Genomic DNA, 15287 nt, shown 5'->3' with positions numbered 1-15287 from the left:
AGGTAGATCGCCATGAAACGTACTTTCCAGCCCAGCACCCTCAAGCGCGCTCGCGTCCACGGTTTCCGTGCCCGTATGGCCACCAAGAACGGCCGTGCAGTCCTGTCCCGCCGTCGCGCCAAAGGCCGTAAGCGTCTGACCGTCTGATAATCCGGAACGGATGGTGAGTCGAGACTTCAGTCGGGATAAGCGTCTGCTAACTCCCCGGCACTTCAAATCGGTATTTGACTCACCCAGCGGCAAGGCTCCAGGCAAGAACGTCCTGCTCCTCGCTCGCGCCAACGATCTCGACCATCCCCGCCTGGGGCTGGTGATCGGCAAGAAAAGCGTCAAGCTCTCCGTCGAACGCAACAGACTCAAGCGTGTGATCCGGGATTCCTTCCGGCTCAACCAGGAGTCGCTCGGCGGTCTGGACATTGTCGTGGTGGCCCGCAAAGGGTTAGGCGATCTGGACAACCCTGAACTGCATCAGCAGTTCGGCAAGCTTTGGAAACGCCTGGCTCGACAGCGCCAAGATGCCGCCCCTCCCGGGGTAAGCGACAGCTCCCATGCGTAAACTGGCTATCCTACCGATCCAGTTCTACCGCTACGCCATCAGCCCCTTGATGGCTAATCACTGTCGTTTCTATCCCAGCTGCTCCTGCTACACGCAACAGGCCATTGAAACCCATGGCGTGTTGCGTGGTGGCTGGCTCGGCATTCGTCGCTTGAGCCGCTGCCATCCCTGGAATCCCGGTGGTTACGATCCGGTTCCAGCTCCTTCCTCCCCTTCGATGACCGAGTAATCCATGGACATCCAACGCTCGATCCTGCTCGTCGCCCTGGCCATCGTGTCGTACCTGATGGTTCTGCAGTGGAACGAGGACTACGGCCAGGCCGCTATCCCGGCTACCGCCAGCGCAACTGTCGGCGGCAAGCCCGCTGCTACCCTGCCGGACACCCCGGCCAGCAACAGCGCCGATGACGTGCCGACCGCCAATGGTGAGCCCAATCCGCAGTTGGCTGCTCCGGCTGCCGTCAGCGACGAGCTGGTTCGCATCAAGACCGACGTGCTCGATGTGGCCATCGATCCGCGTGGTGGCGATATCGTGCAGCTGACCCTGCCGAAGTATCCACGTCGCCAGGATCGCCCGGACGTGCCCTTCCAGCTGTTCGACAACGGTGGCGAGCGCACCTACCTGGCACAGAGCGGCCTGATCGGCAGCAACGCACCGGACAAGTCCAGCGGTCGTGCCCTGTGGAACAGCGACAAGCGCAGCTACGAGCTGGCCGACGGTCAGGATGAGCTGGTGGTCGAGCTGAACTACAGCGAAGCCGGGGTCAACTACGTCAAGCGCTTCACCCTCAAGCGCGGCCAGTACGACCTGGGTGTCACCTACAAGATCGACAACCAGAGTGGCCAGGCCTGGAGCGGTAACTTCTACGCCCAGCTCAAGCGCGACCATAGCGCCGATCCGTCTTCGACCACCGCCACCGGCACCGCCACCTACCTGGGTGCGGCGCTGTGGACCGCCGAAGAGCCTTACAAAAAGGTGAAGATGGGCGACATGGACGAGAAGAGCCTGCGCGAGACCGTGCAGGGTGGCTGGGTCGCCTGGCTGCAGCACTACTTCGTCACCGCCTGGGTTGCCGACAAGAACGACAGCAACAGCGTCCAGACCCGCAAGGACAGCCAGGGCAACTACATCATCGGCTTCACCGGCCCGCAGCTGAGCGTCGCCGCTGGCGCCAGCGCCGAGACCGGTGCGGTGCTGTATGCCGGTCCGAAGATCCAGGATCACCTCAAGGCGCTGTCCCCGGGTCTGGAGCTGACCGTCGACTACGGCATCCTGTGGTTCATCGCCCAGCCTATCTTCTGGCTGCTACAACATATCCACAACCTGCTCGGCAACTGGGGCTGGTCGATCATCGCGCTCACCGTGATCATCAAGCTGGCCTTCTTCCCGCTGTCGGCCGCCAGCTACAAGTCCATGGCGCGCATGCGTGCCGTTTCTCCCAAGCTGCAGGCCCTGAAGGAACAACATGGCGATGATCGCCAGAAGATGTCCCAGGCGATGATGGAGCTGTACAAGAAGGAGAAGATCAACCCGCTCGGTGGCTGCCTGCCGATCCTAGTACAGATGCCGGTGTTCCTGGCCCTCTACTGGGTACTGCTGGAAAGCGTCGAGATGCGCCAGGCCCCGTGGCTGGGCTGGATCACCGACCTGTCGATCAAGGATCCGTTCTTCATCCTGCCGATCATCATGGGCGCCACCATGTTCATCCAGCAGCGTCTCAACCCGACTCCGCCGGACCCCATGCAGGCCAAGGTGATGAAGCTGATGCCGATCATCTTCACCTTCTTCTTCCTCTGGTTCCCTGCCGGTCTGGTGCTGTACTGGGTGGTCAACAACTGCTTGTCCATCGCCCAGCAGTGGTACATTACCCGCAAGATCGAGGCGGCCGCGGCGAAAGCCTAAGCCCGCTGAAGCTGCACAAGACGCCCCCTCGTGGGGCGTTTTGCTATCCGCAAGATATCCACAGTCGAGAAACCGCCCATGTCCACCGTCCGCGAAACCATCGCCGCCGTCGCCACCGCCCAGGGTCGCGGAGGGGTCGGCATCGTGCGCGTCTCCGGGCCGCGTGCTCGTGCCATCGGCATTACCCTGGCCGGCCTGGAACCCAAGCCGCGCCATGCCCATTACGGCCCTTGGCACGACGATGATGGCGAGGTGATCGACCAGGGCCTGCTGCTGTTCTTCCCCGGCCCCAATTCCTTCACCGGCGAGGATGTGCTCGAGCTGCAGGGCCACGGCGGCCCGGTGGTGCTCGACATGCTGCTGCAGCGCTGCCTGCAACTCGGTGCGCGTCAGGCGCGGCCGGGTGAGTTCAGCGAGCGCGCGTTCCTCAACGACAAGCTCGACCTGGCCCAGGCCGAAGCCATCGCCGACCTGATCGAGGCCAGCTCGACCCAGGCCGCGCGCAATGCCCTGCGTTCGCTGCAGGGCGAGTTCTCGCGGCGGGTGCACGAGCTGACCGAGCGCCTGATCCAGCTGCGCATCTACGTGGAAGCGGCCATCGACTTCCCCGAGGAGGAGATCGACTTCCTCGCCGACGGCCATGTGCTGAGCCAGCTGGATGGGGTGCGCGAGTATTTATCCACAGTGCTGCGCGAGGCCGGCCAGGGGGCCCTGCTGCGCGACGGCATGAACGTGGTGATCGCCGGTCGACCCAATGCCGGCAAGTCCAGCCTGCTCAACGCTTTGGCGGGTCGCGAGGCGGCCATCGTCACCGATATTGCCGGCACCACCCGTGATGTGTTGCGCGAACATATCCACATCGACGGCATGCCGCTGCACGTGGTGGATACCGCCGGCCTGCGCGATACCGACGACCAGGTCGAACGCATCGGCGTGGAACGCGCGCTCAAGGCCATCGGCGAGGCCGACCGGGTGCTGCTGGTGGTGGACGCCACTGCACCGGAGGCAACCGATCCCTTCGCCCTGTGGCCCGAATTCCTCGACGAGAAACCCGATCCCGCACGGGTCACCCTGATCCGCAACAAGGCCGACCTGTCCGGCGAAGCGGTGCTGCTGGACACCAGCGAAGACGGCCACGTGATCATCGCGCTATCGGCCAAATCGACGGATGGCCTGGACCTGCTGCGTGAACACCTGAAGGCCTGCATGGGCTTCGAGCAGACTGCCGAGAGCGGCTTCAGCGCGCGCCGTCGCCACCTGGAGGCGTTGCGCCAGGCGCAGACCAGCCTGGAACACGGACGCAGCCAGCTGACCCTGATGGGCGCCGGCGAACTGCTCGCCGAGGACCTGCGCCAGGCTCAGCATGCCCTCGGTGAAATCACCGGCGCGTTCAGTTCGGACGATCTGCTGGGGCGCATCTTCTCCAGTTTCTGCATCGGCAAGTAGTCCGGGAACCCTGTGGAAAACCCGGCCTGAACCCAGTCGATAAGCCTGGTCATAAGTCGTTGGAAAACTGCCCTGTGAATAAAGTCGACTTTAATCCACAGGTGTTTTCCAGCTTGCCCAGTGGTTAGGGCCAGGAATGGCACAGCCTTATACATCACTGTAGGCCATAGCATTACTGGGCTATAGAGATCTATCCACAGAAAATGGCTTGCTAAGGAATAAACATAAAAAACAAGCTTTATAAATTTTCTCTCTTTTATTCTCTATTTTCCTAAAAGCTCACCGGCTGGCTATTTTTTGTCCAGAAGGCTTCATTCGTGAAGGGCAAATCCCTATACTTGCCACCCTTTCCCGCTTTCCAATCAAAAGCCCCCTTCTCAACAGGCATCGAGGTGCGTGGTGGATTTCCCTTCCCGTTTTGACGTGATCGTGATCGGCGGCGGCCATGCCGGCACCGAGGCTGCGCTGGCAGCCGCACGCATGGGCGTGAAGACCCTGCTACTGACCCACAATGTGGAAACCCTCGGCCAGATGAGCTGCAACCCCGCTATTGGCGGAATAGGTAAAAGCCACCTGGTCAAGGAGATCGATGCCCTCGGCGGCGCCATGGCGCTGGCTACCGACAAGGGCGGCATCCAGTTCCGCGTGCTCAACAGCCGCAAGGGTCCAGCCGTACGTGCTACCCGCGCCCAGGCCGACCGCGTGCTGTACAAGGCGGCGATCCGCGAGATCTTGGAAAACCAGCCGAACCTGTGGATATTCCAACAGTCCGCCGACGACTTGATCGTCGAGCAGGATCAGGTCAAGGGCGTGGTCACCCAGATGGGCCTGCGCTTCCACGCGGACAACGTGGTGCTGACCACCGGCACCTTCCTCGGCGGACTTATCCACATAGGCCTGCAGAATTACTCCGGCGGCCGTGCCGGCGATCCGCCCTCGATCGCGCTGGCCAAGCGCCTGCGTGAGCTGCCGCTGCGTGTCGGCCGCCTGAAGACCGGCACCCCGCCGCGTATCGATGGCCGTTCCGTGGACTTCTCGGTGATGACCGAGCAGCCTGGCGACACGCCGATTCCGGTGATGTCCTTCCTCGGCAACAAGGAGATGCATCCGCAGCAGATCAGTTGCTGGATGACCCACACCAACGCGCGCACCCACGAGATCATCGCCAGCAACCTGGATCGTTCGCCGATGTATTCCGGCGTGATCGAGGGCATCGGCCCGCGTTACTGCCCGTCGATCGAGGACAAGATCCATCGCTTCGCCGACAAGGACAGCCACCAGGTGTTCATCGAGCCGGAAGGCCTGACCACCCACGAGCTGTACCCCAACGGCATCTCCACCTCGCTGCCGTTCGACGTGCAGCTGGAGATCGTGCGTTCGATCCGCGGTATGGAGAACGCCCATATCGTGCGTCCCGGCTACGCCATCGAATATGACTACTTCGACCCGCGCGACCTCAAGTACAGCCTGGAGACCAAGGTCATCGGCGGCCTGTTCTTCGCCGGGCAGATCAACGGCACCACCGGTTACGAAGAAGCCGGTGCTCAGGGCCTGCTGGCCGGTGCCAACGCCGCGCTGCGTGCCCAGGGTAAAGACGCCTGGTGCCCGCGCCGTGACGAGGCCTATATCGGCGTGTTGGTCGACGACCTGATCACCCTGGGCACCCAGGAGCCATACCGCATGTTCACCTCGCGCGCCGAATACCGGCTGATCCTGCGCGAGGACAACGCTGATCTGCGCCTGACCGAGAAAGGCCGTGAGCTCGGCCTGGTCGACGACACCCGCTGGGCTGCCTTCGAGGCCAAGCGCGAGGGCATCGTTCAGGAAGAGCAGCGCCTGAAGAGCACCTGGGTGCGCCCCGGCACTCCGCAGGGCGATGCCATCGTCGCGCGCTTCGGCACGCCGCTTGCCCATGAGTACAACCTGCTCAACCTGCTGGCCCGCCCGGAAATCGACTACGCCGCCCTGGCCGAAGTGACTGAAGCGCCGCAGGTGGATGCCCAGGTCGCCGAACAGGTGGAGATCAAGACCAAGTACGCCGGCTACATCGACCGCCAGCAGGAAGAGATCGAGCGTCTGCGTGCCAGCGAAGACACCAAGCTGCCGGCCGATATCGACTATGCCGGCATCTCCGGCCTGTCCAAGGAAATTCAGCACAAGCTCGGCAACGCCCGCCCCGAGACGCTCGGCCAGGCCGGCCGCATCCCGGGTGTGACCCCGGCAGCCATCTCCCTGCTGCTGATCCACCTGAAGAAACGCGGCGCCGGCCGCCAGCTGGAGCAGAGCGCCTGATGTCCGTTGTCACCCAACGCCATGCCGATGAACTCGCGCAGGGCGCGCAGACGCTTGGCGTAACACTCACTGCCCTGCAGCAGGAGCAGCTGCTCGGCTACCTGGCCCTGCTGATCAAGTGGAACAAGGCCTACAACCTGACCGCCGTGCGCAACCCGGACGAGATGGTCTCGCGCCATCTGCTCGACAGCCTGTCCGTGGTGCCCTTCGTCGCCCAGCATGGTGACAACTGGCTGGACGTCGGCAGCGGCGGCGGCATGCCCGGCATCCCGCTGGCCATCCTGTTCCCCGAGCGCCGCTTCACCCTGCTTGACTCCAACGGCAAGAAGACCCGCTTCCTCACCCAGGTGAAGCTGGAACTGAAACTGGCCAACCTGGAAGTTATCCACAGCCGGGTCGAAGAGTTCCAGCCACAGCAGCCGTTCACCGGTATCTGCTCGCGTGCCTTCAGCTCGCTGGAAGATTTCAGCAACTGGACCCGTCACCTGGGCGACGCCGACACCCACTGGCTGGCGATGAAGGGCGTGCAGCCCGACGACGAGCTGCAGGCACTGCCGGTGGACTTCCGTCTGCAAAGCTGCGATGTGCTCAAGGTTCCCGGTTGCCAAGGCCAGCGCCATCTGTTGATACTGCGTCGCTCGGTCTAGGGGGAAGCAAGATGGCCAAGGTATTCGCGATCGCCAATCAGAAAGGCGGGGTCGGCAAGACCACCACCTGCATCAACCTGGCCGCCTCGCTGGTCGCGACCAAGCGCCGCGTGCTGCTGATCGACCTCGATCCACAGGGCAACGCCACCATGGGCAGTGGTGTGGATAAGCAGGCTCTGGAGCATTCCATCTACGATGTGTTGATCGGCGAAAGCACTGTCGGCGAGGCCATGCAGTTCTCCGAGCACGGCGGCTACCAACTGCTGCCGGCCAACCGCGACCTGACCGCCGCGGAAGTCGCGCTGCTCGAGATGAAGATGAAGGAAAGCCGCCTGCGCTACGCCCTGGCGCCGATCCGCGAGAACTACGACTACATCCTCATCGACTGCCCGCCGGCGCTGTCGATGCTCACGGTCAACGCCCTGGTCGCCGCCGATGGCGTGATCATCCCCATGCAGTGCGAGTACTACGCACTGGAAGGTCTGACCGACCTGATGAACAGCATCCAGCGCATCGCCCAGCTGCTCAATCCGACCCTGAAGATCGAAGGTCTGCTGCGCACCATGTATGACCCGCGCATTAGCCTGACCAACGATGTCAGCGCCCAGCTTAAGACCCACTTCGGCGACCAGCTGTACGACGCGGTCATTCCGCGCAACGTGCGCCTGGCAGAGGCCCCCAGCTTCGGCATGCCAGCGCTGGCCTACGACAAGCAATCGCGCGGCGCCATCGCCTACCTGGCCCTGGCCGGCGAACTGGTGCGCCGCCAGCGCTCCGCCGCGAAAACCGCAACCGCATAAGGAATCCCATGGCCACCAAGAAACGAGGACTCGGCCGCGGCCTGGACGCTCTGCTCGGCGGTAGCACCGCCGCCACCCTGGAAGAGGAAGCGGTCAAGGTCGACAGCCGTGAGCTGCAGCACCTGCCGCTGGACCTGATCCAGCGCGGCAAGTACCAGCCGCGTCGCGACATGGACCCGTCGGCCCTCGAAGAGCTGGCCAACTCGATCAAGGTCCAGGGCGTGATGCAGCCGATCGTGGTGCGCCCCATCGGCGGCGGTCGCTTCGAGATCATCGCCGGTGAACGTCGCTGGCGTGCCAGCCAGCAGGCCGGGCTGGACAAGATCCCGGCCATGGTTCGCGAAGTGCCGGACGAAGCAGCCATCGCCATGGCGCTGATCGAGAACATCCAGCGCGAGGATCTCAATCCGATCGAGGAAGCCGTGGCTCTGCAGCGCCTGCAGCAGGAGTTCGAGCTGACCCAGCAGCAGGTCGCCGATGCGGTGGGCAAGTCGCGTGTCACCATCACCAACCTGCTGCGCCTGATCGCCCTGCCGGAAGAGATCAAGACCCTGCTCGCCCATGGCGACCTGGAGATGGGCCACGCCCGTGCGCTGCTCGGTCTGCCCCTGGAGCAACAGGTGGAAGGCGCGCGACATGTTGTCGCACGCGGCCTCACCGTGCGCCAAACCGAGGCGCTGGTCCGCCAGTGGCTGAACAGCAAGGAAAAACCTGCCGAGAAGGTCAAGGCCGACCCGGACATCAATCGTCTGGAGCAGCGCCTGGCCGAGAAGCTAGGGGCTCCCGTGCAGATCAAGCATGGCCAGAAGGGCAAGGGCCAACTGGTGATCCGCTACAACTCGCTGGATGAGCTGCAGGGCGTACTCGCCCACATCCGCTGAAATCTCGACACAATTGCACATGTAGCGAGCGGTCGGAATTCACTACCGGCCAGTTGAACGGGGTGGGAACGCCCCCTATACTCTGCGCGCATTTTGTCGGCACAAAGTATGCCAAGTTGTTGATTTAACGTGCCGACCCAGAGGAACAGCGAGAGATGGACGCCCGCACGCAGAACCGCCTGCCCTTCCATCGTCTACCGGTCTTTCCGGTGCTCCTGGCCCAACTGGTCGTGATCCTGCTGGCTGCCGCTACCCTGTATGGCTGGCGCGGCACAGTGACCGGCTACTCGGGACTCTGCGGGGGGCTTATTGCCTGGCTCCCCAACCTGTACTTCGCCCACAAGGCTTTCCGCTTCAGCGGGGCTCGGGCGGCCCAGAGCATCGTCCGGTCGTTCTACGCCGGCGAGGCGGGCAAGCTGATTCTGACGGCAGTGCTGTTTGCACTGACGTTCGTGGTGGTGAAACCACTGGCGGCACCGGCCCTGTTCGGTGTCTTCGTGCTGGCGCTCAGCGTTGGCTGGTTTTCTCCGCTGCTGATGAGAACAAGACTTTCGAGACCTTAGAGCGTTTGAGGCAAACATGGCAGAACAAACCGCTTCGGGCTATATCCAGCACCACCTGCAGAACCTGACTTTCGGGCAACTGCCGAATGGTGACTGGGGCTTCGCCCACACCGCGCAAGAAGCAAAGGAAATGGGCTTCTGGGCCTTCCACGTAGACACCCTGGGCTGGTCGGTAGTTCTCGGCCTGGTGTTCATCCTGCTGTTCCGCATGGCCGCCAAGCGCGCCACCAGCGGTCAACCGGGTGGTCTGCAGAACTTCGTCGAAGTACTGATCGAGTTCGTCGACGGCAGCGTGAAGGACACCTTCCACGGCCGTAACGCCCTGATCGCTCCGCTGGCCCTGACCATCTTCGTCTGGATCTTCCTGATGAACCTGATGGACCTGGTGCCGGTCGACTTCCTGCCGGTCCTGGCTGCCAAGATCACCGGCAACGAGCATCTGTTCTTCCGCGTCGTGCCGACCACCGACCCGAACGCCACCCTGGGCATGGCCCTGTCGGTGTTCGCGCTGATCATCTTCTACAGCATCAAGGTCAAGGGTATCGGCGGCTTCCTCGGCGAACTGACCCTGCACCCGTTCAGCAGCAGCAACATCGTTGTGCAAATCCTGCTGATCCCGGTGAACTTCCTGCTCGAGTTCGTCACCCTGATCGCCAAGCCGATTTCTCTGGCTCTGCGTCTGTTCGGCAACATGTATGCCGGCGAACTGATCTTCATCCTGATTGCCGTGATGTTTGGCAGTGGTCTGTTCCTGCTCAGCACCCTGGGTGTTGCGCTGAACTGGGCGTGGGCTGTGTTCCACATCCTGATCATCACCCTGCAGGCGTTCATCTTCATGATGCTGACCATCGTCTACCTGTCGATGGCACACGAAGACAACCACTAAGAGGCTTCGGCCTCTTTAGGTAACCAAAACCGCTTTACCGCTTCACTTAACCCTTTAAACAAATACGACGTAAAAGTCGGGAGGAAAAATGGAAACTGTAGTTGGTCTCACCGCGATTGCTGTTGCCCTGCTGATCGGTCTGGGCGCTCTGGGTACCGCCATTGGCTTCGGCCTGCTGGGCGGCAAATTCCTGGAAGGCGCTGCTCGTCAGCCGGAAATGGTTCCGATGCTGCAGGTCAAAATGTTCATCGTCGCCGGTCTGCTGGACGCCGTGACCATGATCGGTGTTGGTATCGCCCTGTTCTTCACCTTCGCTAACCCGTTCCTGGCCCAAGTAGCCCAGTAATTCTCGGTTCTCCGAGAATCTGACTGACAAAGAACGAGCGAGGTACTGGCGTGAACATTAATGCAACCCTGATTGGCCAGGCCGTTGCGTTCTTCATTTTCGTGCTGTTCTGCATGAAGTTCGTATGGCCTCCGGTCATCACGGCTCTGCGCGAACGCCAAAAGAAGATCGCCGATGGTCTGGACGCCGCCAACCGTGCGGCTCGCGATCTGGAACTGGCCCACGAGAAAGTGGCTCAGCAACTGCGCGAAGCCAAAACCCAGGCTGCTGAAATCATCGAGCAAGCCAAGAAGCGCGGCACTCAGATCGTCGACGAAGCCCGTGATCAGGCTCGTGTCGAAGCTGACCGCGTGAAGGCTCAGGCTCAGGCCGAGATCGAACAGGAACTGAACAGCGTCAAAGACGCCCTGCGTGCCCAAGTGGGTGCCCTGGCCGTTGGCGGTGCTGAGAAGATCCTGGGTGCCACCATCGATCAGAACGCGCACGCGGAGCTGGTTAACAAACTGGCCGCCGAAATCTAAGCGAGGGCGATCATGGCAGAACTGACCACGCTGGCCCGTCCTTACGCTAAGGCTGCCTTCGAGTACGCACAAGGCAACCAGCAGCTGGCCGCTTGGTCGGCAATGCTGGGCCTCGCTGCAGCGGTGTCGCAAGACGACACCATGCAGCGCGTGCTCAAGGCCCCGCGTTTGACGAGCGCAGAAAAGGCCACCGCTTTTAACGAAGTGTGTGGTGACAAGTTCGACGCCCAGGCACGTAACTTCATTTCCATCGTTTCCGAAAACGGTCGTCTCGACCTGTTGCCGGAAATCGCCGCCCAGTTCGAGCTGTACAAGGCCGAGCAGGAAAAGTCGGTAGACGTGGAAGTGACCAGTGCCTTCGCATTGAGCACAGAACAGCAAGACAAACTCGCCAAGGTTCTCAACGCACGGCTCAGCCGAGAAGTGCGTCTGCACGTGACGGAAGACGCTGCCCTACTGGGTGGTGTGGTTATCCGCGCGGGCGACCTGGTTATCGATGGCTCGGTTCGCGGCAAAATCGCGAAGCTGGCCGAAGCGTTGAAATCTTGAGTTTGAAGGGGCAGCAGAGCAATGCAGCAACTCAATCCTTCCGAAATTAGTGAAATCATCAAGGGACGTATCGAGAAACTCGACGTCTCTTCCCAAGCCCGCAACGAAGGTACCGTGGTATCCGTTTCCGACGGTATCGTGCGTATCTACGGTCTGGCCGACGTTATGTACGGCGAAATGATCGAGTTCCCGGGCGGCGTCTACGGTATGGCGCTGAACCTGGAGCAAGACTCCGTCGGCGCCGTAGTGCTGGGTGCATACACCAGCCTCGCCGAAGGCATGAGCGCCAAGTGCACCGGCCGCATCCTGGAAGTACCGGTTGGTCCGGAACTGCTGGGCCGCGTAGTCGACGCACTGGGCAACCCGATCGATGGCAAAGGCCCGATCAATGCTCAAGCCACCGACGCCGTTGAGAAAGTCGCTCCGGGCGTGATCTGGCGTAAGTCGGTCGACCAGCCGGTGCAAACCGGTTACAAGTCGGTCGATGCCATGATCCCGGTAGGCCGTGGCCAGCGCGAGCTGATCATCGGTGACCGTCAGATCGGTAAGACCGCTCTGGCCGTCGACGCCATCATCAACCAGAAGAACAGCGGCATCCGCTGCGTCTACGTAGCCATCGGTCAGAAGCAATCGACCATCGCCAACGTGGTTCGCAAGCTGGAAGAAGCTGGCGCCCTGGCCAACACCATCGTTGTCGCCGCGTCCGCGTCCGAGTCGGCTGCCCTGCAGTTCCTCGCTCCGTACGCCGGTTGCACCATGGGCGAATACTTCCGCGACCGCGGTGAAGACGCCCTGATCGTGTACGACGACCTGTCCAAGCAGGCCGTTGCCTACCGCCAGATCTCCCTGCTGCTGCGCCGTCCGCCGGGCCGCGAAGCCTACCCGGGCGACGTGTTCTATCTCCACAGCCGTCTGCTGGAGCGCGCTTCCCGCGTTTCCGAAGAGTACGTCGAGAAGTTCACCAATGGCGCCGTGACTGGCAAGACCGGTTCCCTGACCGCTCTGCCGATCATCGAAACCCAGGCTGGTGACGTTTCCGCGTTCGTTCCGACCAACGTGATCTCGATCACCGACGGTCAGATCTTCCTGGAATCGGCCATGTTCAACTCGGGTATCCGTCCGGCCGTCAACGCCGGTATCTCGGTTTCCCGCGTGGGTGGTGCCGCTCAGACCAAGATCATCAAGAAGCTGTCCGGTGGTATCCGTACCGCTCTGGCTCAGTACCGTGAACTGGCGGCCTTCGCCCAGTTCGCTTCTGACCTGGACGAGGCTACCCGCAAGCAGCTGGATCACGGTCAGCGCGTTACCGAGCTGATGAAGCAGAAGCAGTACGCGCCGATGTCGATCGCCGACATGTCGGTGAGCCTGTACGCCGCCGAGCGTGGTTTCCTGGCCGACGTCGAAGTCGCCAAGATCATCAGCTTCGAGCAGGCCCTGATCGCCTTCTTCAACCGTGAGAACGCCGCTCTGATGGCGAAGATCAACGAGAAGGGCGACTTCAATGACGACATCGATGGCCAGCTGAAAGCCGGTATCGAGAAGTTCAAGGCCACCCAAACCTGGTAAGCCGCAGTGGGGGTCGCGAGGCCCCCGCTTGCTAACCTGATAGGTGTTACATGGCAGGCGCAAAAGAGATTCGCAGCAAGATTGCGAGCATCAAAAGCACGCAGAAGATCACCAGCGCCATGGAAAAGGTGGCGACCAGCAAGATGCGCAGAGCTCAACAGCGCATGGCTGCTAGTCGTCCCTACGCGGAGCGTATCCGCCAGGTGATTGGTCATCTGGCCAACGCCAACCCGGAATATCGTCACCCGTTCATGATCGAGCGTGAAGTCAAGCGCGTCGGTTACGTGGTGGTGAGTTCGGACCGTGGTCTGTGCGGTGGTCTGAATACCAACCTGTTCAAGGCTCTGGTCAAGGACATGGCGAGCAATCGCGAGCAAGGCGTAGAGGTTGATCTCTGCGTGATTGGCAGCAAGGGTGCGGCGTTCTTCCGCAACTTTGGTGGCAATGTTGTTGCTGCGATCAGCCACCTGGGCGAAGAACCGTCGATCAACGATCTGATCGGTTCCGTCAAGGTCATGCTCGATGCTTACCTCGAAGGTCGCATCGATCGTCTGTCCGTGGTCTCGAACAAGTTCGTCAATACCATGACGCAAAAGCCGACAGTGGAGCAGCTCGTTCCCCTGGTGGCGACTCCGGATGAAGGTCTCAAGCACCACTGGGACTACCTGTACGAACCTGACGCCAAACAGCTGCTCGACGGCCTGATGGTGCGTTATGTGGAGTCGCAGGTGTACCAGTCGGTAGTAGAGAACAACGCTGCTGAACAAGCGGCGCGGATGATCGCGATGAAGAACGCCACCGACAACGCTGGCGATCTGATCAAAGATCTGCAGCTGATTTACAACAAGGCTCGTCAGGCAGCGATCACCCAGGAAATTTCGGAAATCGTCGGCGGCGCTGCCGCGGTTTAAGAACGGTTCAAATATTCAGAGGAACCAAAGATGAGTAGCGGACGTATCGTTCAAATCATCGGCGCCGTTATCGACGTGGAATTCCCGCGTGATCAGGTGCCGAGTGTTTATGAAGCGCTGAAAGTAGTCGGCGCCGAAACCACCCTCGAAGTTCAGCAGCAGCTGGGCGACGGCGTGGTTCGTTCCATCGCCATGGGCTCGACCGAAGGTCTGAAGCGTGGCCTGGACGTCACCCGCACTGGCAAGGCCATCTCCGTACCGGTCGGTAAAGCGACCCTGGGCCGGATCATGGACGTGCTGGGCAACCCGATCGACGAAGCTGGCCCGATCGGCGAAGAAGAGCAGTGGGAAATCCACCGCGCTGCTCCGTCGTACGCCGAGCAAGCTGGCGGCAACGAGCTGCTGGAAACCGGTATCAAGGTAATCGACCTGGTCTGCCCGTTCGCCAAGGGCGGTAAGGTCGGTCTGTTCGGTGGTGCCGGCGTCGGCAAGACCGTGAACATGATGGAACTGATCCGTAACATCGCCATGGAACACAGCGGTTACTCCGTGTTCGCTGGTGTGGGTGAGCGTACTCGTGAGGGTAACGACTTCTACCACGAGATGAAGGACTCCAACGTTCTCGACAAAGTGGCCCTGGTCTATGGCCAGATGAACGAGCCGCCAGGCAACCGTCTGCGCGTGGCACTGACCGGCCTGACCATGGCCGAGAAGTTCCGTGACGAAGGTCGTGACGTTCTGCTGTTCGTCGACAACATCTACCGTTACACCCTCGCCGGTACCGAAGTATCCGCACTGCTGGGCCGTATGCCTTCCGCAGTAGGTTACCAGCCGACTCTGGCCGAAGAGATGGGCGTTCTGCAGGAGCGTATTACCTCTACCAAGAACGGCTCGATCACCTCGGTACAGGCCGTATACGTACCTGCGGACGACCTGACCGACCCGAGCCCGGCGACCACCTTCGCCCACTTGGACGCCACCGTCGTACTGTCGCGTGACATCGCCTCCCTGGGTATCTACCCGGCCGTGGACCCGCTGGACTCCACCTCCCGCCAGCTCGATCCGCTGGTTGTAGGTGTTGACCACTACGAGACCGCGCGTGGCGTGCAGTACGTTCTGCAGCGCTACAAGGAGCTGAAGGACATCATCGCGATCCTCGGTATGGACGAACTGTCTGAAGGCGACAAGCAGCTGGTATCCCGTGCTCGTAAGATTCAGCGCTTCCTGTCCCAGCCGTTCTTCGTGGCCGAAGTCTTCACCGGTTCGCCAGGCAAGTACGTTTCCCTGAAGGACACCATCGCTGGTTTCAGCGGCATCCTGAAAGGTGACTACGATCACCTGCCGGAGCAGGCGTTCTACATGGTTGGCAGCATCGACGAAGCCATCGAGAAAGCCAAGAAACTGTAATCCCCTGTGCGCC

The 15287-nt window shown here is 61.5% G+C and carries 17 protein-coding genes; all 17 read left to right on the top strand.

What is annotated here, in order from left to right:
• Window positions 1-12 precede the first annotated feature (12 nt).
• Window positions 13-147 (top strand): 50S ribosomal protein L34, encoded by a 135-nt coding sequence (gene rpmH / locus PTT45_RS18765; RefSeq protein ID WP_021702523.1) that lies wholly within the window; start codon window positions 13-15, stop codon window positions 145-147.
• A 13-nt stretch (window positions 148-160) separates the two neighbouring features.
• Window positions 161-556 carry a ribonuclease P protein component gene (gene rnpA / locus PTT45_RS18760; protein ID WP_273815379.1) on the top strand — a complete coding sequence of 132 codons (396 nt, stop codon included), beginning with the start codon at window positions 161-163 and terminating at the stop codon, window positions 554-556.
• Window positions 549-785, top strand: a complete 237-nt coding sequence (yidD, locus tag PTT45_RS18755; protein ID WP_043311970.1) for a membrane protein insertion efficiency factor YidD — start codon at window positions 549-551, stop codon at window positions 783-785. Before rnpA ends, yidD begins: the two co-directional genes overlap by 8 nt.
• A 3-nt stretch (window positions 786-788) precedes the next feature.
• On the top strand, window positions 789-2459 hold the full coding sequence (gene yidC / locus PTT45_RS18750; protein WP_273815374.1) for a membrane protein insertase YidC: 1671 nt from the start codon (window positions 789-791) through the stop codon (window positions 2457-2459).
• Window positions 2460-2537: 78 nt separating this feature from the next.
• Window positions 2538-3905, top strand: a complete 1368-nt coding sequence (gene mnmE, locus PTT45_RS18745; protein ID WP_273815373.1) for a tRNA uridine-5-carboxymethylaminomethyl(34) synthesis GTPase MnmE — start codon at window positions 2538-2540, stop codon at window positions 3903-3905.
• Window positions 3906-4304: 399 nt separating this feature from the next.
• Window positions 4305-6197, top strand: coding sequence for a tRNA uridine-5-carboxymethylaminomethyl(34) synthesis enzyme MnmG (gene mnmG / locus PTT45_RS18740; protein WP_273815371.1), 1893 nt, complete (start codon window positions 4305-4307; stop codon window positions 6195-6197).
• Window positions 6197-6844 (top strand): 16S rRNA (guanine(527)-N(7))-methyltransferase RsmG, encoded by a 648-nt coding sequence (gene rsmG, locus PTT45_RS18735; protein ID WP_273815369.1) that lies wholly within the window; start codon window positions 6197-6199, stop codon window positions 6842-6844. The genes mnmG and rsmG overlap by 1 nt, the downstream gene beginning before the upstream one ends.
• An 11-nt stretch (window positions 6845-6855) precedes the next feature.
• Entirely contained in the window at window positions 6856-7644 is a 789-nt protein-coding gene (locus PTT45_RS18730; protein WP_273815368.1) for a ParA family protein, read from the top strand.
• 8 nt (window positions 7645-7652) lie between these two features.
• Window positions 7653-8525 (top strand): ParB/RepB/Spo0J family partition protein, encoded by an 873-nt coding sequence (locus PTT45_RS18725; protein ID WP_273815366.1) that lies wholly within the window; start codon window positions 7653-7655, stop codon window positions 8523-8525.
• Window positions 8526-8680: 155 nt separating this feature from the next.
• Window positions 8681-9088 (top strand): F0F1 ATP synthase subunit I, encoded by a 408-nt coding sequence (locus PTT45_RS18720; protein ID WP_273815364.1) that lies wholly within the window; start codon window positions 8681-8683, stop codon window positions 9086-9088.
• A 16-nt stretch (window positions 9089-9104) separates the two neighbouring features.
• Window positions 9105-9974: a F0F1 ATP synthase subunit A gene (atpB, locus tag PTT45_RS18715; protein WP_273815362.1), complete on the top strand. Its 870-nt coding sequence runs from the start codon at window positions 9105-9107 to the stop codon at window positions 9972-9974.
• Window positions 9975-10062: 88 nt separating this feature from the next.
• Entirely contained in the window at window positions 10063-10320 is a 258-nt protein-coding gene (gene atpE / locus PTT45_RS18710; protein WP_273815360.1) for a F0F1 ATP synthase subunit C, read from the top strand.
• 50 nt (window positions 10321-10370) lie between these two features.
• Window positions 10371-10841 (top strand): F0F1 ATP synthase subunit B, encoded by a 471-nt coding sequence (locus tag PTT45_RS18705; RefSeq protein WP_043311981.1) that lies wholly within the window; start codon window positions 10371-10373, stop codon window positions 10839-10841.
• A 12-nt stretch (window positions 10842-10853) separates the two neighbouring features.
• On the top strand, window positions 10854-11390 hold the full coding sequence (locus PTT45_RS18700; RefSeq protein WP_043311982.1) for a F0F1 ATP synthase subunit delta: 537 nt from the start codon (window positions 10854-10856) through the stop codon (window positions 11388-11390).
• A gap of 21 nt (window positions 11391-11411) precedes the next feature.
• Window positions 11412-12956, top strand: coding sequence for a F0F1 ATP synthase subunit alpha (atpA, locus tag PTT45_RS18695; RefSeq protein WP_021702536.1), 1545 nt, complete (start codon window positions 11412-11414; stop codon window positions 12954-12956).
• Between the two features lie 50 nt (window positions 12957-13006).
• Entirely contained in the window at window positions 13007-13867 is an 861-nt protein-coding gene (gene atpG, locus PTT45_RS18690) for a F0F1 ATP synthase subunit gamma (protein ID WP_043311983.1), read from the top strand.
• A gap of 30 nt (window positions 13868-13897) precedes the next feature.
• Complete coding sequence (gene atpD / locus PTT45_RS18685) at window positions 13898-15274, top strand: F0F1 ATP synthase subunit beta (protein WP_273815356.1); 1377 nt, start codon at window positions 13898-13900, stop codon at window positions 15272-15274.
• The last annotated feature ends 13 nt before the right edge of the window (window positions 15275-15287 follow it).

Origin of the sequence: Pseudomonas sp. Gutcm_11s (genome assembly GCF_028649395.1) — a bacterium.
Taxonomy (GTDB): Bacteria; Pseudomonadota; Gammaproteobacteria; order Pseudomonadales; family Pseudomonadaceae; genus Aquipseudomonas.
The sequence above is the reverse complement of the archived record's forward strand: the minus strand, read 5'-3'. Positions and strand labels throughout refer to the sequence as shown.

What these genes read in the sequence shown, in the direction of transcription:
- rpmH (WP_021702523.1), top strand. Translation starts at nt 13, where the DNA reads ATGAAACGTACTTTCCAGCCCAGCACCCTCAAGCGCGCTCGCGTCCAC.
- rnpA (WP_273815379.1), top strand. Translation starts at nt 161, where the DNA reads ATGGTGAGTCGAGACTTCAGTCGGGATAAGCGTCTGCTAACTCCCCGG.
- yidD (WP_043311970.1), top strand. Translation starts at nt 549, where the DNA reads ATGCGTAAACTGGCTATCCTACCGATCCAGTTCTACCGCTACGCCATC.
- yidC (WP_273815374.1), top strand. Translation starts at nt 789, where the DNA reads ATGGACATCCAACGCTCGATCCTGCTCGTCGCCCTGGCCATCGTGTCG.
- mnmE (WP_273815373.1), top strand. Translation starts at nt 2,538, where the DNA reads ATGTCCACCGTCCGCGAAACCATCGCCGCCGTCGCCACCGCCCAGGGT.
- rsmG (WP_273815369.1), top strand. Translation starts at nt 6,197, where the DNA reads ATGTCCGTTGTCACCCAACGCCATGCCGATGAACTCGCGCAGGGCGCG.
- PTT45_RS18730 (WP_273815368.1), top strand. Translation starts at nt 6,856, where the DNA reads ATGGCCAAGGTATTCGCGATCGCCAATCAGAAAGGCGGGGTCGGCAAG.
- PTT45_RS18725 (WP_273815366.1), top strand. Translation starts at nt 7,653, where the DNA reads ATGGCCACCAAGAAACGAGGACTCGGCCGCGGCCTGGACGCTCTGCTC.
- PTT45_RS18720 (WP_273815364.1), top strand. Translation starts at nt 8,681, where the DNA reads ATGGACGCCCGCACGCAGAACCGCCTGCCCTTCCATCGTCTACCGGTC.
- atpB (WP_273815362.1), top strand. Translation starts at nt 9,105, where the DNA reads ATGGCAGAACAAACCGCTTCGGGCTATATCCAGCACCACCTGCAGAAC.
- atpE (WP_273815360.1), top strand. Translation starts at nt 10,063, where the DNA reads ATGGAAACTGTAGTTGGTCTCACCGCGATTGCTGTTGCCCTGCTGATC.
- PTT45_RS18700 (WP_043311982.1), top strand. Translation starts at nt 10,854, where the DNA reads ATGGCAGAACTGACCACGCTGGCCCGTCCTTACGCTAAGGCTGCCTTC.
- atpA (WP_021702536.1), top strand. Translation starts at nt 11,412, where the DNA reads ATGCAGCAACTCAATCCTTCCGAAATTAGTGAAATCATCAAGGGACGT.
- atpG (WP_043311983.1), top strand. Translation starts at nt 13,007, where the DNA reads ATGGCAGGCGCAAAAGAGATTCGCAGCAAGATTGCGAGCATCAAAAGC.
- atpD (WP_273815356.1), top strand. Translation starts at nt 13,898, where the DNA reads ATGAGTAGCGGACGTATCGTTCAAATCATCGGCGCCGTTATCGACGTG.